The 20,487-nt window shown below is 73.0% G+C and carries 17 protein-coding genes and 1 pseudogene; 8 read left to right on the top strand and 10 right to left on the bottom strand.

What is annotated here, in order from left to right; genetic code table 11:
• Positions 1-135 precede the first annotated feature (135 nt).
• Positions 136-2,193: a PEP/pyruvate-binding domain-containing protein gene (locus tag ACZ51D_RS22230; protein ID WP_465663352.1), complete on the bottom strand. Its 2,058-nt coding sequence runs from the start codon at positions 2,191-2,193 to the stop codon at positions 136-138.
• Positions 2,194-2,697: 504 nt separating this feature from the next.
• Here ACZ51D_RS22230 and ACZ51D_RS22225 point away from each other — a divergent pair.
• A complete protein-coding gene (locus ACZ51D_RS22225) occupies positions 2,698-3,501 on the top strand; it encodes a glycerophosphodiester phosphodiesterase (protein WP_465621280.1) in 804 nt (267 codons plus the stop codon).
• A 164-nt stretch (positions 3,502-3,665) separates the two neighbouring features.
• Positions 3,666-4,991 carry an MFS transporter gene (locus tag ACZ51D_RS22220; protein WP_360499065.1) on the top strand — a complete coding sequence of 442 codons (1,326 nt, stop codon included), beginning with the start codon at positions 3,666-3,668 and terminating at the stop codon, positions 4,989-4,991.
• Positions 4,992-5,016: 25 nt separating this feature from the next.
• Here the strand turns inward: ACZ51D_RS22220 and ACZ51D_RS22215 are convergent, their stop codons facing one another.
• The 3 genes from ACZ51D_RS22215 to lanL form a co-directional block, all read right to left on the bottom strand.
• Complete coding sequence (locus ACZ51D_RS22215; protein ID WP_465663351.1) at positions 5,017-6,294, bottom strand: lanthionine synthetase LanC family protein; 1,278 nt, start codon at positions 6,292-6,294, stop codon at positions 5,017-5,019.
• 126 nt (positions 6,295-6,420) lie between these two features.
• Positions 6,421-6,552 (bottom strand): hypothetical protein, encoded by a 132-nt coding sequence (locus ACZ51D_RS22210; RefSeq protein WP_360498877.1) that lies wholly within the window; start codon positions 6,550-6,552, stop codon positions 6,421-6,423.
• Positions 6,553-6,554: 2 nt separating this feature from the next.
• On the bottom strand, positions 6,555-9,422 hold the full coding sequence (lanL, locus tag ACZ51D_RS22205) for a class IV lanthionine synthetase LanL (protein WP_465663350.1): 2,868 nt from the start codon (positions 9,420-9,422) through the stop codon (positions 6,555-6,557).
• Positions 9,423-9,594: 172 nt separating this feature from the next.
• On the opposite strand from lanL, the gene ACZ51D_RS22200 reads away from it, so the two are divergent.
• Positions 9,595-9,870 carry a DUF4253 domain-containing protein gene (locus tag ACZ51D_RS22200; protein WP_465663349.1) on the top strand — a complete coding sequence of 92 codons (276 nt, stop codon included), beginning with the start codon at positions 9,595-9,597 and terminating at the stop codon, positions 9,868-9,870.
• 52 nt (positions 9,871-9,922) lie between these two features.
• Here ACZ51D_RS22200 and ACZ51D_RS22195 read toward each other — a convergent pair whose 3' ends face one another.
• Together ACZ51D_RS22195 and ACZ51D_RS22190 are read right to left on the bottom strand one after the other, a co-directional pair.
• Positions 9,923-10,288, bottom strand: coding sequence for a hypothetical protein (locus ACZ51D_RS22195; protein WP_360498867.1), 366 nt, complete (start codon positions 10,286-10,288; stop codon positions 9,923-9,925).
• A 277-nt stretch (positions 10,289-10,565) separates the two neighbouring features.
• Entirely contained in the window at positions 10,566-11,588 is a 1,023-nt protein-coding gene (locus ACZ51D_RS22190) for a helix-turn-helix domain-containing protein (RefSeq protein WP_465663348.1), read from the bottom strand.
• A gap of 314 nt (positions 11,589-11,902) precedes the next feature.
• Here ACZ51D_RS22190 and ACZ51D_RS22185 point away from each other — a divergent pair, with 314 nt between their 5' ends.
• Positions 11,903-12,676, top strand: a complete 774-nt coding sequence (locus ACZ51D_RS22185; RefSeq protein ID WP_465663347.1) for a hypothetical protein — start codon at positions 11,903-11,905, stop codon at positions 12,674-12,676.
• 450 nt (positions 12,677-13,126) lie between these two features.
• Here ACZ51D_RS22185 and ACZ51D_RS22180 read toward each other — a convergent pair whose 3' ends face one another.
• Both ACZ51D_RS22180 and ACZ51D_RS22175 read right to left on the bottom strand, forming a co-directional pair.
• Positions 13,127-13,762 (bottom strand): maleylpyruvate isomerase N-terminal domain-containing protein, encoded by a 636-nt coding sequence (locus ACZ51D_RS22180; protein WP_465663346.1) that lies wholly within the window; start codon positions 13,760-13,762, stop codon positions 13,127-13,129.
• A gap of 20 nt (positions 13,763-13,782) precedes the next feature.
• The gene (locus tag ACZ51D_RS22175; protein ID WP_465663345.1) at positions 13,783-14,253 is read right to left on the bottom strand and encodes an imine reductase family protein; all 471 of its coding nucleotides are present in this window, start codon (positions 14,251-14,253) and stop codon (positions 13,783-13,785) included.
• Between ACZ51D_RS22175 and ACZ51D_RS22170 the strand changes: the two genes are divergently transcribed.
• Together ACZ51D_RS22170 and ACZ51D_RS22165 are read left to right on the top strand one after the other, a co-directional pair.
• Positions 14,235-15,236 carry a GlxA family transcriptional regulator gene (locus tag ACZ51D_RS22170; protein ID WP_465663344.1) on the top strand — a complete coding sequence of 334 codons (1,002 nt, stop codon included), beginning with the start codon at positions 14,235-14,237 and terminating at the stop codon, positions 15,234-15,236. The two genes, ACZ51D_RS22175 and ACZ51D_RS22170, sit on opposite strands and share 19 nt — an antisense overlap.
• Positions 15,237-15,486: 250 nt before the next feature.
• Positions 15,487-15,708 carry an aromatic-ring hydroxylase C-terminal domain-containing protein gene (locus ACZ51D_RS22165; protein ID WP_465621268.1) on the top strand — a complete coding sequence of 74 codons (222 nt, stop codon included), beginning with the start codon at positions 15,487-15,489 and terminating at the stop codon, positions 15,706-15,708.
• Positions 15,709-15,730: 22 nt separating this feature from the next.
• Here ACZ51D_RS22165 and ACZ51D_RS22160 read toward each other — a convergent pair.
• Positions 15,731-15,868: pseudogene (locus ACZ51D_RS22160) on the bottom strand (LuxR C-terminal-related transcriptional regulator); the annotation flags it as partial.
• A gap of 9 nt (positions 15,869-15,877) precedes the next feature.
• Entirely contained in the window at positions 15,878-16,090 is a 213-nt protein-coding gene (locus tag ACZ51D_RS22155; RefSeq protein WP_465663343.1) for a hypothetical protein, read from the bottom strand.
• Between the two features lie 181 nt (positions 16,091-16,271).
• Between ACZ51D_RS22155 and ACZ51D_RS22150 the strand changes: the two genes are divergently transcribed.
• Together ACZ51D_RS22150 and ACZ51D_RS22145 are read left to right on the top strand one after the other, a co-directional pair.
• A complete protein-coding gene (locus tag ACZ51D_RS22150; RefSeq protein ID WP_465621267.1) occupies positions 16,272-19,814 on the top strand; it encodes an nSTAND1 domain-containing NTPase in 3,543 nt (1,180 codons plus the stop codon).
• On the top strand, positions 19,807-20,169 hold the full coding sequence (locus ACZ51D_RS22145; RefSeq protein ID WP_465621265.1) for a CU044_2847 family protein: 363 nt from the start codon (positions 19,807-19,809) through the stop codon (positions 20,167-20,169). Before ACZ51D_RS22150 ends, ACZ51D_RS22145 begins: the two co-directional genes overlap by 8 nt.
• Positions 20,170-20,487 lie beyond the last annotated feature (318 nt).

Below are 20,487 nucleotides of genomic sequence, written 5' to 3'. Positions count from 1 at the left end.
CTCGGCCGGCGCCGTCGCGCGGCGCGGCCGTGGCGTCGCGCGTGGTCGCGCACGGCCGCGCCGCACACGGCGGCGTCGTTCGCGGCCGCATCGCGCACGGCCGCGTCGTTCGCGGCCGGTGTCAAGCCGGCGGTGTCAGCCGGCGGTGTGGAAGGGGCGCAGCTGCAGCAGGTTGATCTGGTCGCCCTCGATCGCCCACTCGATGTCGACCGGGTCGGCGTAGCTCTCGTCGGGCGAGAAGTGCGACTGCAGCAGCCGGCTGATCAGGGCGAGCCGGCCCACGAGGTCCTTGGTCGCGGCGTCCAGGTCGGTGGCGGCGGTGCCCAGCGAGACCGTACGGCTGCCGCCCTCCATGGTGTTGCAGAGGTACTGGAGCGGGGCGCCCTCGCCGGTGACCACCTCGGTCACCGAGCGCGGCGAGATGTTGAGGTAGACGCTGCGGAAGTCCTGCGGGCTCAGCGGGTTGCAGGTGACGAGGACGCCGCCGACGGTGGCGCCGACCTGCTCCTGGACGACCACCGCCATCCGGCAGTGGTCCAGCGGGATGCCCGCCTGGTGCCGCAGCCGTACGGCGCGCGGCGACACCAGCGAGGCCCACACCTCCCGGACCGCGTCGAGGACCGCGTCCGTGCCGCTGACGTGCGCGACCGACTCGTAGAGTCCGGCGGCGGAGAAGCCGGACAGGTCCTCGGCGTTGGAGGAACTGCGGACGACGAGCTCGGATGCGCCGTACAGGTGCCGGTCGAGCGCCCGGTCGATCTCGGTGCGGATCGGGTCGGGCAGCGGGGTGGTGCGGATCAGCCGCTGCGCCTCGAGGCACAGCTCGTCGGCCGCCGAAGTACCGTGCCGGAGCGCGGAGTCGAGCCGGTCGAGGGCGTTCCGGAGCTCCGTCGAGGAGTCGAGGAAGCGCTGCTGGAGGGAGAACGGCAGCACGATGCCGCGCGGCACCTGGGCGTGCTCCTTGACCAGGCGTAGCGCCGACTCGGTCAGTTCGGTGTCGTCCGCGTCCTCCGGGAGGCCGAGTTGCCGGGCGAGGTAGCGCAGCAGGTTGTCCCGGGGCGGGCGCGGCACGCGGTAGAAGCCGAGCCAGCGCGGTGAGCCGTGCTGCAGCAGGTGGGTGAGTTCGCCGAGGTTCGCGGCCTTGGTGCCGAACCGGACGTGGTCGCCCGCGCGCAGTTCGGTCAGCGGGGTGATGGGGGTGGGCGTGAGGTCGGGCCGGTCCACGGTGACGCGTTCGGCCTGCGGCGCCGGCGTCGGCCGGTCGCCGTCGGGGCGCGGTGGCGCGGGTTCGAGGTGGAGGTCGGTGCCGTCGGCGTCGACCCGGTAGCGGACCCATTCGCCGGCGAGCCCGGCCCGTTCGATCCGGTCGGCCGCTCCGATGCCGACCGAATTGGGGATCCGCCACCCGGTGGCCATCACGTTGATGTGGGAGAGCGGGGTGGTGTGCTCGGTGTGGATGATGCCGGACACCCGGGGGACGTCCTCCGGGACCCGGGGCATCACCACGATGTCGTGCCACCGCAGCGGCTCGGCGTCGGCCCGGTACTCCTCCTCCGAGCGGAACACCCGCAGCCGCCCGTGGGCCTCCCCGGTGTTCAGCGGCACGAACGCGGCCGTCGAGTAGAGCTCGTGGGACAGGACGCGCGGTATCTCGGTCTCCGGGATCCCGGCGACGTAGCCCTCCTGCCGGTGGTTGGCCGGCTTGAGGAGCAGCGGCAGCGACGGGTCGATGTGGTCGCGCACCCGGTGGTAGAAGAAGCGCAGCATGTCCTGGGACATGGTGTCGACGTCGACGGTCTCCAGGGACAGGAAGGGGCCGACTGCTCGGCTGTTCTCCTGCGTACTGCTCTGCTGCGTACTGCTCTCCTGCGTTCCGCTGCGGGTGTGCAGGGCGAGGGTGCCGAGATAGAAACGGCGGCCCGGATTCCGGTAGACATCGTCATTGAACGAATCAAGCACGCGGGCGAGTTCGTCGATCGACATGCCGAGTATCTCGCACGCGATGTAGCGGACGTGGAGAGTTCCGTCCGCGCTGTCGATGAAGTGGAGCACCTCGTCGGTGCGGTCGAAAACGATCTTCACATAGGGGTAGCCGCCGACGTTGCCGGCGAGCTGGGAGAACTCCTGGATGGTGAGCTTTTCGCCAGCGAGGCGGGTCCGCGTGGTCGCTTCGTTGCGATCCGAACGGGTCATGCGCACAGTTCAGCCATTCGTCATCGTGTACACGATCGATGTGCACCAGGTCAGAAGGTGGTACGGCTAAACACACACTGCCATCAAATCCGAACTTCTGACGAATAGTCAGGCGAGATCAAGCCACTGCGCATTGTTTCGGCCACAAACACTTCGCCGCGGAAAGCATGACTGCACGTCGAACTGTGGCGGGGGTCACAAGATAAAGACATCCGGCCGATCGAAGGGCTTGAAATACGCCCGAAATGTTGATTCCTGCACGACCTCCGGCGTCGAAGGCGGCCCCATCCGACACCCTGTCATGTCCAGCACCATATTGGCGGGCCAGCAAGGGATCGGTCAGGCCGCGAACTGTCCGTAAAGCGCCTCGAGCGCCGCTCCGAGGCGGGCAGGAGCGGGCGGGCATTACTGCTTGACAGGGTGCGTAATACTGTAACGCGCGCGGCCCGGGACGGCGGTGGAGCGGGCGGCGCGGCCTCCTCTTCCAGCAGCTCGGAGCACGACATGCACGCCTTCCTCGACCATCCGGGGCCGCTGGCCTTCGCACACCGGGGCGGCGACCTCGGGCATCCCGAGAACTCGCTGGCGGCCTTCGAGGCCGCCGTCGCGCTCGGGTACCGCTACCTGGAGACGGATGTGCACGCCACCCGGGACGGCGTCCTGGTGGCGTTCCACGACTCCCGGCTCGACCGGGTCACCGACCGCACGGGGGCGGTGGCGGAGCTGCCCTGGGAGAGCGTCAGGCAGGCCCGGATCGGGGGGACCGAGCCGGTGCCACTGCTGGAGGACCTGCTCGGTGCGTTCCCCGAGGCCCGCTTCAACATCGACGTCAAGGCGGTGCCGGCCATCGCGCCGCTGGTCGAGGCGGTCCGCCGGACCGACGCCTGGGACCGGGTCTGCGTCGGCGGCTTCTCCGACAGCCGGCTGGCCGCCGTCCGCGCCGCCGCCGGCCCCCGGCTGGCCACCTCGCTCGGCCCGCGCGAGGTGGCCCGGCTGCGGCTGCGCTCGCTCGCCGGGCCGCTGGTGCGGGGGCGCGGGGCGCCGTTCGCCGGAGTGTGCGCGCAGGTGCCCGAGCGGCACCGGGGCGTGCGGGTGGTCGACCGGGCCTTCGTCCGGGCCGCCCACCGCCTCGGCCTGCAGGTCCACGTCTGGACTGTGGACGATCCCACACGGATCAGGGCTCTCCTCGACCTCGGTGTGGATGGCATCATGGCCGATCGCATCGACGTCCTGCGGGACGTCCTCGGCGAGCGCGGCTGCTGGACGGACGGCAGTACCGGCTCCAGCACGGTGATGGGGACCCCATGAGCACCACGAACTCCGCGACGCACCCGCCGGACGATCCACCGACCGCCCCGGCGACCGGCCAGGCAGGTGCCCCGGCAGCCGGCCAGGCCGATTCCCCGGCAACCGCCACCGCCGCCACGGCCGCCACCGCCGCCACCGCCACCGCCGGACAGGCGCTGCGGCGGATGCAGTTCGGCTGGTACATCAACGACTGGGCCAACGCCGCCTTCTCGGCGACCGTCCTGACGGTGTTCCTCGGGCCGTACCTCACCACGGTGGCCAAGAACGCCGCCGACGCGTCCGGCGACGTGCACCCGCTCGGCCTGTCGATACGCGCGGGCTCGTACTTCCCGTACACGGTCTCCTTCTCCGTGCTGCTCTCGGTCGCGGTGATGCTGCTCACCGGCACGGTCGCGGACCGCACCGGGCGGCACAAGGAGCTGATGTGCGGCTTCGCGTACGTCGGCGCGCTCGCCACCATGGGCATGTTCTTCCTCGACGGCGACCGCTACCTGCTCGGCGGCGCGCTGCTGGTCGTCGCCAACATCGCGTACGCGGTGTCGGTTGCACTGTCCTACGCCTACCTCCCCGGCCTCGCCGCCCCGAACGAGCGCGACGCGGTCTCCTCCAAGGGTTGGGCGTACGGCTACGCGGGCGGCGGGCTGCTGCTGATCGCCAACCTGGCGCTGTTCGAGGGCCACGACGCGCTCGGCCTGTCCTCCGGCACCGCCGTGCGGATCTGCCTGGCCTCGGCCGGGCTGTGGTGGGCGCTGTTCACGATCGTCCCGCTGCTGCGGCTGCCCTCCCGGGCCGGGGTGACACCCGAACGGGCCGCGGCCAGGGCCGCCGAGAAGGCCGACGAGCCCGCCGCGGGCAGTCTGCGCGAACTTGGCCGCACCCTCAAGGGCATGCGCAAGCACCCGCTCACGCTGCTCTACCTCGCCGCCTTCCTCTGCTACAACGACGGCATCCAGACCGTCGTCTCCCAGGCCTCGCTCTACGGCAGCGAGGAACTCGGCATGGAACAGACCTCGCTGGTCACCGCCGTGCTCCTGGTCCAGGTCGTGGCGATCTGCGGCGCCCTGCTGCTCGGCCGGATCGCCCAGCGGTACGGCGCCAAGCGGACCATCCTCGGCTCCCTCGTCGGCTGGGTCGTCACCCTCGCCCTCGGGTACTTCATGCCCGCCCACCAGCCCGCCTGGTTCTACGCCCTGGCCTGCATGATCGGCCTGGTGCTCGGCGGCAGCCAGGCACTCTCCCGCTCGCTCTTCTCCCACCTCATCCCGGCCGGGCGGGAGGCCGAGTACTTCAGCGTCTACAAGGTCAGCGACCGCGGCACCAGCTGGATGGGACCGCTGGTGTTCGGCCTCGCGTACCAGCTCACCGGCAGCTACCGGTCGGCGATCATCTCGCTGCTGGTGTTCTTCGTGATCGGCTTCGCGGTGCTCGTCAAGGTCCCGGTCCGCCGCGCCATCGAGGCCGTCGGCAACCCGGTGCCCGAGCGGCTCTGACGGGCGGGGCCCTGCCGCTCGTCGGTCAGGAGAGCAGCAGGGCCCGGTCCCAACCCGGCGGCACGGGCGTCGACGCCGCCAGCAGGGCCAGCAGTACGCCCGCGGCACCGTCGAGCAACCCGGGGGCGGCCGAGCCGCCCGATCCGTACCGGTCGGCCGAGAGGTCGATCAGGCGGGCCGCCACCTCGCGGACCGCCGGCCGGAAGGCCGGGTCCGCGGTGTCCCGGGCGAAGCGGAGGGTGATCAGCAGCAGGCCGGCCAGGCCGTGACAGAGCCCCGGCCGCAGGTCGATCCGGCGCAGCTCGGGCGGGCGGCGCAGCGCGGCCAGCAGGGTCTCGCGGCCGAGGTCGCGCAGGGGCGCGTCGTCGAGGGCGGTGCCGGCCAGCCAGAGCGCTCGGGCGATGCCCGGACCGCCGTGGCACCAGGAGGCGGGCAGAGGCCGCCGGTCGGAGCCTGATGAGCCCGAGCCGTGGTGCCAGGCCTGGTCCGAGCCGTGGTCCGAGGCCTGGTCCGAGCCGTGCTGCGAGGCCCGGTGCGTGGCCTGGTCCGAGCCTTCGGCCAAGGCCCAGTCCGGGCCCCAGTCGTCGTCCCGGCGGTGCACCAGGAGGCGGTCCACCGCCCGGTGGACCGCCGCGACCTGCCCCGGCACCTCGACGCCCGCCGACAGCGCCAGCGCGAGCAGGGCCAGCGGACCGGCCGGACCGTGCGCCATCCCCGGTGACTCGCCCGGGAACGCCGCCACCTGACGGCCGAGCGCGGTCAGGACCGTCTCCAGCCGGGCGACGGCGGCCGGGTCTTCCGGGTGGTCGAGGAGGACGGCGCCGAGTCCGGTCAGGCCGGAGCCCAGGTCGAGTGCGCGACGACGGTCAAGGGTGTGCAGGTCGACGGTGCGCAGGTCAACGGTGTACCGGTCGACGGTGCGCCAGTCCACGCCGAGCGTGTCCGGACCACCCGACCGCTCGGGTCCGAACAGGTCCGGGTACCCGAGCCGACCCGCCGCGAAGGCGAGTCCGCCGAGGCCGCCGAGCAGTCCCGGGGCCCGTCCACGCATCCGTTCCGCGCCCCGGACCGCCGCCTCCAGGTGGCCGGCGGCCATCGCGTGCCAGCCTTCGCCGGGGCGGCAGAGGTCGAGCTGGTGGTAGGCGAGGGCGAGGCCCGCGCCGCCGGCCGCGAGGTCGGGCCGGACCGCCCGGGGTGTCGCGCGCGGTCGGCCGGCGATGGTGTCGACCAGTTGCCGGGCCGTGTCCGCCGTGGGGCCGTCGAGCAGGACGGGCCAGGGGATGTCGCAGCCGTCGCCGGTCATCGGTCCCCCTGTGCTCGGTCCTCCTGTGTTCGGTCCGGCGTTCAGTCCCCGTGCTCGGTCCCCCGGTGTGTGGTGGGTGCTGTGAGGCGCCGTCGGCGGTTCTCACAGCACCACGGGGGTCGACCGTCAGTCGACCGGGCTCAGACAGATCTCGGTGGGCAGGTAGCTGCGGTGGCCGGTGTCGCAGCACATCATCGGCTCCAGCGGCTGCTCCTCGGTCTCGGGCAGTTCCTGCAGTTCCAGGACGGTGCTCTCCATCGTCATTCCCCCTTTCCGGGGCTCGGGTGGTGGTGCGGGTCCGCGGCCGGCCGGTCGACCAGCCACGATCGGGGGCCGCCGTGGCGGCGGCGGAGCAGGAGGTCGAGCACTCCGCCGTAGCCCACGTTGTAGGCGGCGGTGACCTCGCGGAGGGTGTCGTCGGGGATCAGGTACCGGCCGTCGCGGCGTGCGGCGCGCAGGGCGATGCCGTGGACGAGCTCGTCGGCCCGGGCCCGGTGGCGGTCGTCGCCGGTGGCGGCGTCCAGGTCGAGAAGCAGCTCGGCGTTGCCCGCCAGGCCGTGGCAGGTGCCGGGGCCGAGGCGGTGGCGGTCGCGGTGCACGGCGAGGGCGGCGCCCTGGGCGTGGGCGAGGTGGCGCTGGTCGCCGGTCTCCTGCCACAGCCTCAGCAGGAAGGTGCCGATGCCCGAGGAGCCGTGGCACCAGTAGTTCAGGCCCGGACGGTCGGTCCGGCCGGGGCCCTTGGGCCAGTACGCGGCGCCGTGGCGCCAGTCGGTGAGCGCGCACAGGGCCTCGCCGCCGCCGAGCGCGATGTCGGTCAGCTCGGGCTGCCGCAGGTCGCGGCCGGCGGCCAGCAGGAAGGCCGCGTTGCCCGCGACGCCGTGGGCGAAGCCGTAGTGGGTGGAGCCGGCCAGTTCGGCGCGGAACTCCGGGCCGAGCGGCCAGTCCACCCCGATGCGGGATTTCAGCAGGTGCAGCAGCCCGTCCGCGCACTCCTGGGCCCGGTCGGCGAAGCGCCGGTCGCCGGTGCGGAGCCACAGGTGGAGTTGCGCGAGCCCGGCACCGGCCAGGCCGTGGCACACGTCGGTGCTGCCGGAGTCGAGCGGGATGCGCAGGGCGTAGGCGAGGGCGCGGTCGGCGAGGCGCCGGTCGTCCAGGGCGGTGGCGGCGTCGTGCAGGGCCCAGGCGGTGCCGGATCGGCCGAAGTGGAGGCCGGGCAGGATCCGCCCGGGCTCGGTGAGCCGTCCGTCCAGCCAGTCGGCGGCCGTGCGCAGCGTGGGCCGGGCGCCCTCGTATCCGCAGCGGACGGCCCGGGCGAGGACGGCGAGCACCCCGGCCGCGCCGAGTTGCACGTTGCAGGGGTCGCCGTCCGGCAGGGAGCGCGGGGCCGGCCAGAGGTACTCGGCGGAGGGGGTCATGGTGGCGGCGAGGTGGGCGAGGCCGTCCTCGATCAGCCGCGTGGCGGTCGGCGGTTCGGTGAGGTGCTCGCGGCCGGCCGGGTGCAGCCCGGTGTGCAGGTAGGACTCCGCGCGGGGCAGTGTCCAGCGCTGTGGCGCCTCCGCCGTGAGCCCGGTGACCAGGGGCGCGAGGGCGTGCAGCGCGGGCAGGTCCGGGGCGGCGCCGACCAGGGCGGCAGCGACCAGGGCGGCGAGCCGTTCGCCGGGCGGCCGGGCCGGTGTGCCGTCGTCGGCGAGTACGGGGCTGATGCCGCTGGTGACGTGCAGCAGGGTCGCGCCGAGACTGAAGCAGTCCGCCTCGGGGCCGGGCGCGGGCGCCGGGCGGAGCGCGGGACCACCGCCCCGTCGTGCCGCGGCACCGAGGTACGCGGGGTCGAGGTACGCGGGGTCGAGGTACGCGGGGTCGAGGTACGCGGGGTCGGTGAAGCCGCGGGTGCCCGCCGGGTGGGTGTCGGAGCCGAACCGGACGGCGAGCTCCAGGTCGACCAGGACCGGCCGCTCCTCCGGGGTCACGAGGACGTTGCCGGGCTTGAAGTCACGCAGGACCAGCCCGGCGGCGTGCACCTCCCCGATCAGCCGGACGAGCGCGCGGGCGAGCCCGAGGGCCGCCGCGACGGGGATCCGGCCGTCGCCCCGCTCCAGGTGCTCGGCGGCCCACTGCTGCAGGTTCCGGCCCGGGACCAGGTCCTCGACCAGGAAGAGGTGCCCGCCGGACTCGAACAGCTCCCGCACCCGGGGGGTGATGCCCCGGGGCGCGAGTTCGTCCAGGATCGCCGCCTCGTGGCGCAGCCGGTCGCGGGCGTCCCGGCCGTCCGGGTCGGCGCCGACGTGCGGCCGGGCCTCCTTGAGCAGGACCGTCTCGCCGCTGCGGGTGTCCTCGGCGCGGTAGACCCCGCCGCGGTTGGAGTGCCGGATCGCCTCCTTGACCAGGTACCGCCCGTCCAGCAGGACCGGCTCGCCCCGGCGGCGGGGCGCGGCCGACCGCGTCGCCCGCGCGGCCGTCGCGGACTCCGCAGCCGTCGCCGACTCCTCGGCCGGCTGCACGGCGGGCTGCACGACCGGCTGCACGGCGGGCTGCACGGCGGGCGCCGGTTCCGGCCGGGCGAACGGGTCCTCGGCCCAAGGGGGCGGCGAGAACCAGGGGTTGCGCTGGTCGGTGCTGAGGCTCCCGTCCGGCGCCACCAGCCGGCCCTCGTAGAACCCCTCGTCGTTGAGCACCCGGGAGCGGACGAAGCACCCGTAGCGGTAATGCACCACGCTGTCCGGCCGGTAGCGGCGGTCGGACAGGATCGCGGGGCCTGGCAGGCCGACGGTCGCCTCGTGCAACTCCTCGGCGATGAGTCGGAGTTGGTCGTCATCGGCAGGGTAGGCGGTGAGGAACTTGCCGGACTGCCCGCGAGGCGCCCGGGTGCCGGTCAGTTCGGCCGTGACCCGCGGCCCGGCCGCGAACTTGAAGGCGCACCCGCGCGCGACGAGCACCCGACCGGCCCGCTCCAACACCTGCGGCGCCGAGGCCAGGGTCGCCGACACGTGGAGCTTCCAGCCCTGCCGGCGCGGCAGGTGGCCCGGCGGGGTCACGGTCCACCACGGCTCGAGGTGGCGTACGCGCCAGCCGGCGGCCTGATCGGATGGCGTCAGGAATTCCGCGAGAATGGACCGGTAGGGCAGGGTCACACGGCGAAGCTAGCAACGGCGAAATCGCCAACACAAGTGTGCTGCAAGGGATTTGGTAAGTCATAGAAGAGGATCTCCCGACTATCGAGCGGGCCGTGCTACGGATCGGCTGCCCCGAACAGCCGCATGCCTCCGTGCGCGCACTGTCCGACCCTGCCGCCAGCGCGGACACATGATCGACCGCGCCCCACTGCCGCCCGGCCTGCGGCGACGACAGCGCCCCGGTCATGTGGCTGAGCAGCGGTACGGCACCCGCCTCGTCCAAGTCGGCTTCGACGGCCTGCGATTGAGCACAACGGCCCAGCCGGCCGACCTGGACGAGGCCCTGCCGGCCGCGGCCGAGCACGTCGCGTTCTACCCCGACAACGTCTTCCGGGGCACCGAGAGCCTGACCGACTACGCACAGGAGCTCGTCATCGAGAACTGCTGGTCGTTCTGGTGGAACTGACGGTGTTCAACGGAACCGGCGCGGCGGCCCGTTGCGTCCGCCAGTTCCAGTGTCAGCAGCCGATGTAGCGCATCGTGACGCTGGTGAAGTGCGTGCCCGAGGGGGCATAGAGGGTGATGGCCCGGGACTTGCCCTTGCCGCCCGCCCAATCGCTGTCCACGACACCTCCGTTGGACAGGTTGCCGCGCACGAACGGACAGCGGCCGTCCGCCTTGGTGTCGTGCACCGTCCCGACGACCTTGGTGTTGTAGTTGCACCACTTCCCGTTCGCGTAGCCCTCGGCGGAGCTGACGCTCCAGTTCTGGGTGCAGGAGTCGGCGGCCGGAGCGGCATGGGCGCCCGCGACCGGGAACAGCAGCGAGCCGAGCGTCAGAGCGGCGACGGCGGCTCCGGGGACGGCGAGGCGGCGAATGGACATGGCGGTACCTCCAGACAGGGCGTTCACGGTGAACATCCGAGCCGGAGGCGGCCTCAGGACGCACGGCAGAACCCACACGCCACCCGCCCCCGACAGTCCGCCGAGCCTGACGCACCTGAACGGGCACCGTCAACGGCGCCGCCGGGCGCACGGCAGCGCACACCGCCCCCGGCGCACCAGAACGATCCGCGCACCCCACGGGCCTGCCCCGCACCACGGGGACGACGCCCGGAGGTCGATCGCCTGAGCGAGTGCGGATTGGGAGTTCGAGACGCGCCTACCCGGGGGTGGCTGACGGGTCGTCCGGGGTGTCGGCAGTGGGTTCGGCGCCGGTCCAGCCCTGGTTGGCGTCGACGGTGCTGAGAGGGGCGACGGAGGTCGGCCCGGCGGTGCCGAAGGCAGCGCAGACGGGGTCGGCGGTGTCGACGGTGACGAGGGGGTCGCGCAGGCTGGTGTCGAGTTTGGTGTAGAGGAGGAGGGTGCCGCCGGTGGTCTGGGCCGGGGTGCCGGGTTGGACGGTCACCGGATGCTGCCAGCGCCAGGCGCCCCAGGTGAGGGTGACGGCGGTGTCGGCGGGCTTGCCGTCGGGGCGGGCGAGCAGGGCGTAGACCTGGCCCTGGTAGGCGTGGTCGTACTGGTAGACCCAGTGGGTGCGGGCGTCGCAGCCGGAGCCGGCGGCCGGCCAGGGCGGGGGTACCGGCGGCGGGACGACCACGACGGTCGGCAGCGCCCGGGACGGCGTGGACTGCGGGTCGGCCGTGGCCGACGGGGTGCCGCGCGGGAGCTGGAAGCCCGCCAGCAGACCGGCGGTGAGGCCGACGACGAGTGCGGCGGCCGCGGTGGCGGGGCGCGAGGACCACCAGCGCGGGGCGGACGGTAACGGGGCAGGGCGCGCGGATCGGTACGGCCGTACGGTGGCCGGACCGTCGGGCGGGCTGTCGGGCGGGCCGTCCGGAGGGCTGTCGGGCCGGCTGCTTGCCGGGCTGTCGGGCGGTCCGTCCGGAGGGCTGTCGGACGGGGGCACGGGCTCCCCCAGTGCGTCGCGGGCGCGCTCCCAGTGCTCGCGCCACGGCCCGGTGTCGGTCTCGCCGCAGGCTTCCAGGAACGCCTCGACCGTGGCCCAGGTCGGCAGATCGACCCCACCGGCGGCCTCCGAGAGGACCGTCGTCGAGCGGTGGACCCGTCGGCTCATGGCGGCGAAGGTCGGGGTGCCGGCCCGCTCGCGCAGGGTGCGCAGCCGCAGGGCGAACTCCGCGACCGGCCCCGCGTCGGGGTCCAGGCTCCGTTGTCTGCGGCCCACCCGCGCCCTCCCCCGTGCTGCGACTTCGCGCCGATTGATTGTCCGAACGAGATTGTCCGCACCGTCTCGCTTGGCGACCAGGAGTTGATCGTTTTCCGTAATTGTTTGTCCGAGTCCCGATGGTGTTGGCCACGACCGACCGGCCCGCCAGTGTGGTGGGCGCACCGGGACCGCCGGACTCACAGGTGCACCACCAACCCCGTCCACCCGAACCAGCCGACCCGGCTGACCCGGCTGACCCGGCTGACCAACCGTCCACCCCTTCGGGAACCCGTCCACCCTCCGGGAAACCGTCCACCCCTCCGGGAGACCGCATGAAACCCATCGCACACTGGCTCGGGCGCGTCGTCGCCGTACTGGCCGTCCTCGCGGGCGGGCTCGTGGCGTTCGCCGCTCCCGCCTCGGCCGCCACGATCTGCGGCAACTCGCCCGTCCCGCCCGGCCAGGTGATCACCGCCGAGCGCACGAGCAACAGCTGCGGCGGCTACCTGGAACTCACCGTCCAGCCGCCGTACAACGGCGTCAACATCTGCGGCGACTCCCCGATCCCGGCCGGTTACGTGATCACCTCGGAGTCGACCGGCAACGGCTGCGGCGGCCACCTCGTCGCCGTGATCAGCATCGCCGCCTCGCGCATGGGCATCTGTATGGACTCCCCCATCCCGCCGGGCTACGTGATCCTCTCCGAGCAGCAGACGAACAGCTGCGGCGGCCGCATGGGCGGGTACATCAGCAACGAGCTCTTCCCCGGCATCAACGTCTGCGCCGACTCCACCGTCCCGGCGGGCTGGGTGATCACCTCCGAGTACCAGACCAACAGCTGCGGCGGGCACCTGGGCGAGGTCATCAACGTGCCGTTCCCGGGCATCAACACCTGTGGTGACTCGCCGATCCCGCCCGGCTACGTGATCACCTCCGCGTACCAGACCAACGGCTGCGGCGGGCACCTGGGCGAGATCATCACCAACAACCTCTTCAACGGCATCAACGTGTGCGCCAACTCGGCGCTCCCGGGCGGGTGGTGGGTCTCCTCGATGTACACCACCAACGGCTGCGGCGGCTACCTGGCCGAGATCCTGCAGCACTGACGCAGCACGCTGACGCAGCACCGACGCAGCACTCACGCAGCACCGACGCTGACGCGTCCCCCCTGAACCCCCGGCCCCGGTCGCCCGCACCCCCGCAGGGCGGCCGGGGCCGGGTCATGCGCGCGGCCGACCAGGTATGGACGGTCCGGGGCCCTGCCGATCGGCACCCTTCACCGGCCCGCAGGCTGCGGAAATGTGCCGATCGGCAACTGCCGGGCGGCCGTGGTGGGGTGGCACGCTGAGGGACATCGGAGGCCGCCACCGGGTGGCCCGAAGGAGGTCCTGCCATGACTGCCGTGCCCGCCACCGCGTCCTCGTCCGCGCCCTCGTCGATCGCCGTCATTCCCTCGCCCGTGGGCGCCGGCTACACCCACCGCACCCTGCGCCGAAGGCCCCGCGCTACACCGGGGTCGAAGCGGCCGCCGCCGTCGATCAGCTGGCGTCCGGGGCTCAGCGCACCCGGCCGTCCCAGGTCCACCCGTCGGCCGGCAGGCGCGGGTGGCCCGGGAGGGCGGTACGGCCGGTGCACCACAGCAGGGTGTCGGCACGGCCGTGGCCGGTCGGCGCCTCCGGGAACAGCCGGCCACGGCCGAGCCCGCGAGGTGCTCGGGTGGCTGCCAGCCGAGCCCGAAGGCCCCGGCCAGGTCCCAGCCGTGGACCAGGGGTTCGACCACCCCCATGGCCGCGAAGCCCGGGACCGTCCGATGCGCCCCACGGGTGCCAGGCCCTGGCGTCCGGCGGGGTGTCGCGCAGGGTGGCGGCGAGCAGGCCGGCGGCGATGCGCAGGCCCTCCAGGCAGTGGGCGATCAGGGCAACGGGGTCCAGCGAACCGAACAGAGTGATGTAGCGGTCGGTGGGGCGGGCGGTCAGCAGGCCGACGTAGCCCAGCCCGCCGAGGGCGAGGTGGTCCAGCGTGGCCCTGGCGGTCCAGTCGCTTCCGGCGAGGCGGCGGGACCAATCGGCGTCGGCCGCCCGTTCGAGGATGCCGGTGGTCGCTGCGGCGGCCTCGACCACCAGCGCGGGCCAGTTGGGCCAGTCGGGCCGAGAGAAAAGCGAGGCAAGGGAATGTGAGGGTGTGGTGGACATCGGAGCAGTGGAAGGGGCGCTCACCGCTCGATCACCTCGATCAGGCGCGCGTAGCTGTCGGCCCCGTGGCCGGCGGCGATGGCCTGGCGGGCCTGGCTGGCGAAGACCTCCGGCAGGGCGGTGTCGACGCCGCGTGCCCGGCTCGCACGCAGCAGGTGCTCCATCGCGGCCAGGTGGATGTCCAGGCTGGCGTCGTCGCCCGGGTAGTTGCGGGCGTCGGCGTGCGCCGCGTAGCGGTCGATGAACCCAGCCACCGCGCCGGACAGCCAGCGGGTGGCCACCGGCGTGAACTCGGCCGCCCTGACGCCGTCCGCGCCGACCAGCGCGACGCCGTGCAGCCAGCCGCTCAGGGCGGACCACATCAGGCCGAGCAGCGCCGTGTCGTACAGTCCGGCGATCCCGGCGTCCGGGCCGAGCTCCACCGGCTCGCCGAGGGCGGCGAGCGTCGAGCGGTGGCGGGTCAGGACGTCCGGTGCACCGCTGTAGAGCACCGTTACATCCGGGCTTCCGATACCGGGAGGGTGATCATGATCGCGCCGTCCAGGTAGGTCAGGCCGATCCCGGCGGCCCAGTCGGCCAGCTCTCGGGCCTCGCCGAGCGCTGGTACGAACTACGCCTGTGCGCCGAGACGCCGGACGCCCCGGCGCCGCCCCGCACTCCCGGCGGCTTCGGCTTCTCCCTGCGCGCCGAGTACGGCTGGGACGCGCTCGCCGGGGCCGACACCGTGATCGTCACCTCCGTCCCGGACAGCTGTGTGACCGGCGAGCGCGAGCTGCCGCCCGCGCTGGTGGCCGAACTCCGACGCGCCGCCCGGGCCGGGGCGCGGATGGTGTCCCTGTGCACTGGCTCCTTCGCGCTCGCCGAAGCCGGTCTGCTGGACGGTCGCCGAGCCACCGCACACTGGTCCCACACCGCCGACCTGGCCCGCCGGTACCCGGCCGTCACCGTAGACGACGGCGTGCTCTACGTCGACGACGGCGACGTACTCACCAGCGCCGGCGTCGCCGCCGGACTCGACCTGTGCCTGCACCTCGTCCGGCGCGACCTCGGCGCCCACGTCGCCAACCAGCTGGCGCGCAAACTGGTGGTACCCGCCCACCGCCCGGGCGGGCAAGCCCAGTTCGTCGACCTCGCGGTACCCGTGGCCGACGACGACAGCCTCGCCCCCGTCCTCTCCTGGGCCACCAAGAACCTCGAACGCCCGATCACCACAGGTGAGTTGGCACACCGGGCCAGGATGAGTCCACGCACCTTCTTCCGCCGCCTCCAGGCCGCCACCGGCACCACCCCGCTCCAGTGGCTCCTCAACCAGCGCCTCGCCCACGCCCAATCGCTCCTCGAAGCCACCGACCTGCCCGTGGAGCAGATCGGCGAGCGCAGCGGCCTCGGCAGCGCCTCCAACCTCCGCCGCCACTTCACCGCCCGCGTCGGCGTCACCCCCACCGACTACCGTGCGCGGACGAGCTGCTGCTGACAGCGGCCTACCGCTCGACGGCGGTCCCGAGCGACCCGACAGCCGATCCGACAGCCGACCCGACAGTCGACTCGGCAGTCGACCCACAGGCCCTCGCCCGCCCTCCGCTGGACCCCGAGCGCGAGCACCCGGACGGCGTGCCCGGCACCCGGCTCCTCCACCTGCGGCTCGCCGGCCCGCCCGGGCCCGCGTCTACCCTGGACCTGGTCGGGCCAGGCTTCACCCTGCTGGCACCCCCACGGAGACTGCCTTGCAGTGGCAGGCGGACACCGCCGCGGCGGCCGGCCTGCCCGTCGCCGTCCGTCCGCTGCCGACGGCGCTCCTCGGGAACGACTCGCCGACCGAAGCGATCCTCGTCCGCCCAGACGGCCACATCGCCTGGCGGGCCCCGCACCGGCCCACCGCCGCCGACGGCGCGCAGCTGCTCAGCGCCCTGCGCCGGATCCTGTCCGCGGGCGAAGGCCACCGGTGAGGACCACCGCAGGCGTCCCGGCTCAGGTCACCAGACCGCGCCGGAACGCCTCGCCGACCGCCCCCGCCCGGTCGCGCACCCCGAGCTTGTCGTAGATGCGCAGCAGGTGCGTCTTCACGCTGGCCTCGCTGACGAACAGCTCCTTCAGTCGGTTCGAGGTGCTCATGGGTCATCGGCCGGGGTGGTCGAACCGGCGCCCGGTCAGCGCGAGGAACGCGTCCTCCAGCCCGGCCGGTTCGGCCCGCAGGTCCACCGCCACGATCCGGTGGCGGGCCAGGGCCGAGGCGACCGCGTACACCAGGTTGCCGGTGCCGGTGACCACCACCTGCGAGCCGTGCCGCTCGACCGAGGCCACCTCCGGCACGCGCAGGTTCGATGTCACATTGGCTCGCACGGTACTGGTCTCCGTCCGCCCGGTTTCGCCCAGTCTCCGGCGGACGCCCCGGCCCGCGGACCCATGGCCCTCCCCTTGCGCACAAAGCAAGTGTCAAAACTCGGTCAACACCTCATACTGACAACTGATCTGACGTTCTGTAAGAATTTCCGGTCGGGGGGTGAGGCTGATGGGATCAGGCAGCGCGGCACCGAGTGACGCCTCGGTCGTGAGGATCCTCGGCCCGGACGGCCGACCGGAGGGGGCCGGGTTCCTCGCCGGGCAGCGCGAGGTGATCACCTGTGCGCACGTGGTCGCCAAGGCACTCGGCGTACCGTCCGATGCGGCGGATCCGCCGGTCGGGCGATTGGAGATCGACTTCCCGCTGGCCGCGCCCGGCCGGCGGATCGCGGTGGAGATCGGCTCGTGGACCCCGATCCGGCCGGACGGGTCCGGGGACGTCGCGGTTCTGCGGCTCCTCTCCCCCGCGCCCGCCAAGGCGACTGTGGGCAGGCTGGTGGAGCACGTGGCAGGTCCGGACCGCCGAGTGCGCACCTTCGGATTCCCGGACACCCATGACGACGGCGCCTGGAGCGTCGGCTGGTTGCGCGGCCGCACCGGCGCCGGGTGGTTCCAGTACGACACCGACCCGGCCAGCGAGCACCGGGTGGAGTCCGGGTTCTCCGGTGCGCCGGTGTGGGACGTCACCGAGGGCGGCGTGGTCGGGATGGTCGTGGCGGCCGACAGCAGACCGGACGTGCGCACGGCGTACCTGATCCCGACCGAGACCCTGCGCGGGAGCTGGCCTGCTCTCGGCGAAGCAGCGCTGCCTGCCTGCCCGTTCCGGTCGCTGGAACCCTTCGAGGAGCGCCACGCCGGTCTGTTCCACGGCAGGGAGGAGCCCGCCCGCCGGATCGCCGACCTGCTCGGCTGGGCACCGACGATCAACCTGGTCGGCCCGTCGGGCTGCGGAAAGTCGTCGTTGCTGTACGCCGGTGTGCTGCCGAGGCTGCGGGACCGCGAGGATCTGGAGATCGTCGTTTTCCGCCCGGGGCAGCTGGGCCGCAGCCCGCTCGCCGCCCTGGCGCTGGCGCTGCTCCCCCGGCTCGAACCCGACCTGACCGAGACCGCCCGCCTGGCCGAACTCCCCGGGCTCACCGATCTGTTGCGTGACGGCCAGCTGCCGGCGATCGTCGACCGGATACTCGCCCGGCAGCGCAAGGACCGGCTGCTGCTGGTCGCCGACCAGTTCGAGGAGGTCCTCATCGGCACGGAGCGCGCGGACGTGGACGCCCTGGCGTCCGCGCTCGGCGCCGCCCTGCTTCCCGGGGCCCGGCTGCGCGTGGTGACGACCCTGCGCAGCGACTTCCTTACCGCCGCCCTCACCCACCCGGGGCTGGCCCCGTTGCTCAGCGGGGAGCGCCTGGTCACGGTGGGTGCCATGACCGACGTCGAGCTCCGCGCGGCCGTCGTCCGGCCCCTGGAGCACACCGGCGTGGCGTACGAGCCGGGGCTGGTGGACCGGATCCTGGGTGACCTCGGGAGCGATCCGGGCCGCCTGCCGTTGCTGGAGTTCGCCCTCACCAAGCTCTGGGAGCGCCAGCACCGGGGCGTCATCGGCCATGCCGCGTACGAGGCACTCGGCAGGGTCAGCGACGCGCTGGTGACCCACGCGGAGCAGATCTGGACCGGCAGCCTGACCGAGGAGGAGCACCTGGCGGCCCGCGGGCTGCTCGTCCAGCTCGTCCACCCCGGCGGCGACGGCACGGCACCCACCCGCCGCACCGTCGCCCGCTCCGAGCTGAGTGCCGGGCAGTGGCGGATCGCCCAGCGCCTGCTGACCACTCGGCTGATCGTTCCCGGTGAGGAGTTCCGTCCGGCCGACGGGCCGCCCGAGGAGACCATCGAACTGGCCCACGAGGTGCTGCTGACGCACTGGGGCCGGCTGCGCGACTTCTTCGCCGCGGACCGCGACTTCCGGGTCTGGCAGGAGGACCTGCGGCGGCGGGTCGCGCTCTGGAAGGGGGACGATCGCTCCGGCCGTCGCCTGCTGCGGGGGGCCGAGCTGCGTGACGCCCGGGACTGGCTCACCCGTCGTCGGGACGAACTGCGCCCCGACGAAGTGGAGTTCGTCGAAGCCAGTGCCCGCGGCTCACGCCGCCGCCGGCGCACCCTCATCTCGCTCGCCGTCGCGCTCAGTCTCGTCACGGGCCTGGGCGCCTGGGCGTGGCGGAACGACATCAGCCAGGACGCGGCCACCACCGCCTCGCAGGTGCTGGTCCAGCAGTCGCGGGACGCCGAGCAGATGCGCGACGCGCAGGACACGGGCTTCTCGTACACCGCGTTGCTGCTGGCGCTGCGGGCCTACCGCACCCAGGACACCGAGCAGACCCGAACGCGGCTCGGCGAGATGTACGCCCGGTACGGCTTCGCCGACCTGATCGCCCCCCGGTACGGCAGCGTCGACTCGCTCCTGACCGACCCGCTGGGGAAGCCGACCGCTTCGGCGATCGCCGACTCCGAAGGCCGGGTGATCGCGGCGCGGGCCGCCGACGGCACGATCGTGGTCGTCCGTGTCGACGCTTCCGGGGTGCACCGGGATCCGACCGATCAGCCGGCGGGTGTCACGGCGGTGAGCCCGGACGGTTCCCTGGTGGCCATGGGACGGCCGACCATTCCCGTGTCTGTCGAGGAGGCTCCGACGGCGCTGCCGGACCCCCGCGGGCTGCCGGCGGCCCTGTACGACGTACGGACCGGGAAGGTCCGGGAGCTGGATCGCCCCCGGGAGGGCGACCCGTTCCCGGACCCGAACTCCCTGCCGAGCGTTCCCGGCCTGGAACTGCCCAAGCTCCCCGACCTCTCCGACCTGCCGGGGGCGGCCATGCCGACGCAGTACGCGCGGCTCTCCTTCGCCCCCGACGGATCGGCGCTGCTGGGGCAGACGGGCCTCTACGGCAGGGGAGGCCGGCTCGTCCTCTGGGACACGGCCGACGGTCGGATCAGGAAGGTGATGCCCACCGTCGCGGAGCCCGTCGACCAAATCTGGCTGGGTCCCGGCGGGGACAGCATGCTCACCCTCATGGACGCCTCCGCGCTGAGCGGATCGGGCACCGCGTCGGTGAAACTGTGGGACCTGCGCGGCGAAGTCCCGGTCGCGCGGGAGCTGTTCCACTGGAGCGGCACGGACACGATGACGCTCCATGTGGACGTGAGCCCGGACCTGAGTCGGCTGGCGGTCGTCGAGACACGGCAGACCGACCTGGCGGTGAGCCACCGGCTGGTGGTCCAGGAACTTCCGAGCGGCAAGGTCCTGAGTGACAGCACGACCGCTCAGCAGGTGACGGTGACCGGCGTCGCGGTGCCGGCCAGGAGTTCGCGCATAGTGGTCTTCGGGACGCCAGATGGGGAGCTGTCCGGTGACGTCCCCTTCGTCCCGCTGCCCGGCGAGTGGACGGCGGACCTCCTCGGCTCGGACGAGGCGCTGTCCGTGATCATGGCCGACATGGGGGTGATCGCCGTCGTGGGCCCGACGGGCGGTGATCCGGTGCGCAGACTTCCCGCTCGGCGCCAGAACACCGAAAAGGTTCCCTCCGTCGCCGAGGCCGAGCACTGGCTGTCCGAGCTGTGCCGGGTCATGGGTGACGAGACACTGCCGTCCACCGCCTCGAAGAAGCTGCCTCCCGGTGCCTACCGGGGATCGTTGTGCACGTGGAAGAAGGAGAAGCATGGCTGACGCGACCCAGCTCATCCGGGTACCCCTGGGCGGCTCGGACACCGCTGGGCAGGTGGTACTGGAGGTCGACACCGCCGCCTCGGGCATCGTGCGCGCCGCCCGGCCGGGCGAGATCGTCGGGACCGCCACCCGGACCCTCACCGAGAGCTTCGACCAGGTCCGGGGCGCGGCCGCAGCCCTGCTGGACCGGCTGACCACGCTGCCCAGTCCGCCGAGCAGCGTGGAGGTGGAACTCGGTGTGAAGATCAACGCCGAGGCGGGCGCGGTCATCGCCAAGACGGCGGCCGAGGGCAACTTCGTGATCAAGCTGATCTGGCAGCGGACCGACACCCCCGGCCCGGACGCAGAGCAATAGGGGAACTCAGCCCACTGCCGGCTCCTCCTTCCAACGGCCCCAGAGCAGCAATTTCTGCGCGAACGCGCCGAATTCGGTGACGACCGAGTCCGGGACGCGGATGTGACCAAGAGGCAGGAAACTGGTCAGCCAGGGCGGCATGGAAGCAGGCGCCGCCCTTAACGAGGCCAGAAGACAGGAGCAGATACAGCGCCGGATCCGGATTGGGATCCCGACAGTCCTGGCCGTGATCCTGAATGTCTGGGCGCTCTTTGTCGCGTCACCTCCTGAACGACATGCGCGCCCCGACCAGCCCGTTGGATCCACGGAGCACCGTAC

The organism is Kitasatospora sp. NPDC033851 (assembly GCF_055576085.1).
This window is presented reverse-complemented; position numbering and strand designations above follow the sequence as displayed.

What these genes read in the sequence shown, in the direction of transcription:
- ACZ51D_RS22225 (WP_465621280.1), top strand. Translation starts at nt 2,698, where the DNA reads ATGCACGCCTTCCTCGACCATCCGGGGCCGCTGGCCTTCGCACACCGG.
- ACZ51D_RS22185 (WP_465663347.1), top strand. Translation starts at nt 11,903, where the DNA reads ATGAAACCCATCGCACACTGGCTCGGGCGCGTCGTCGCCGTACTGGCC.
- ACZ51D_RS22210 (WP_360498877.1), bottom strand. Translation starts at nt 6,552, where the DNA reads ATGGAGAGCACCGTCCTGGAACTGCAGGAACTGCCCGAGACCGAGGAG.
- ACZ51D_RS22195 (WP_360498867.1), bottom strand. Translation starts at nt 10,288, where the DNA reads ATGTCCATTCGCCGCCTCGCCGTCCCCGGAGCCGCCGTCGCCGCTCTG.
- ACZ51D_RS22150 (WP_465621267.1), top strand. Translation starts at nt 16,272, where the DNA reads ATGGGATCAGGCAGCGCGGCACCGAGTGACGCCTCGGTCGTGAGGATC.
- ACZ51D_RS22180 (WP_465663346.1), bottom strand. Translation starts at nt 13,762, where the DNA reads ATGTCCACCACACCCTCACATTCCCTTGCCTCGCTTTTCTCTCGGCCC.
- ACZ51D_RS22215 (WP_465663351.1), bottom strand. Translation starts at nt 6,294, where the DNA reads ATGACCGGCGACGGCTGCGACATCCCCTGGCCCGTCCTGCTCGACGGC.
- ACZ51D_RS22200 (WP_465663349.1), top strand. Translation starts at nt 9,595, where the DNA reads ATGATCGACCGCGCCCCACTGCCGCCCGGCCTGCGGCGACGACAGCGC.
- ACZ51D_RS22220 (WP_360499065.1), top strand. Translation starts at nt 3,666, where the DNA reads ATGCAGTTCGGCTGGTACATCAACGACTGGGCCAACGCCGCCTTCTCG.
- ACZ51D_RS22230 (WP_465663352.1), bottom strand. Translation starts at nt 2,193, where the DNA reads ATGACCCGTTCGGATCGCAACGAAGCGACCACGCGGACCCGCCTCGCT.
- ACZ51D_RS22145 (WP_465621265.1), top strand. Translation starts at nt 19,807, where the DNA reads ATGGCTGACGCGACCCAGCTCATCCGGGTACCCCTGGGCGGCTCGGAC.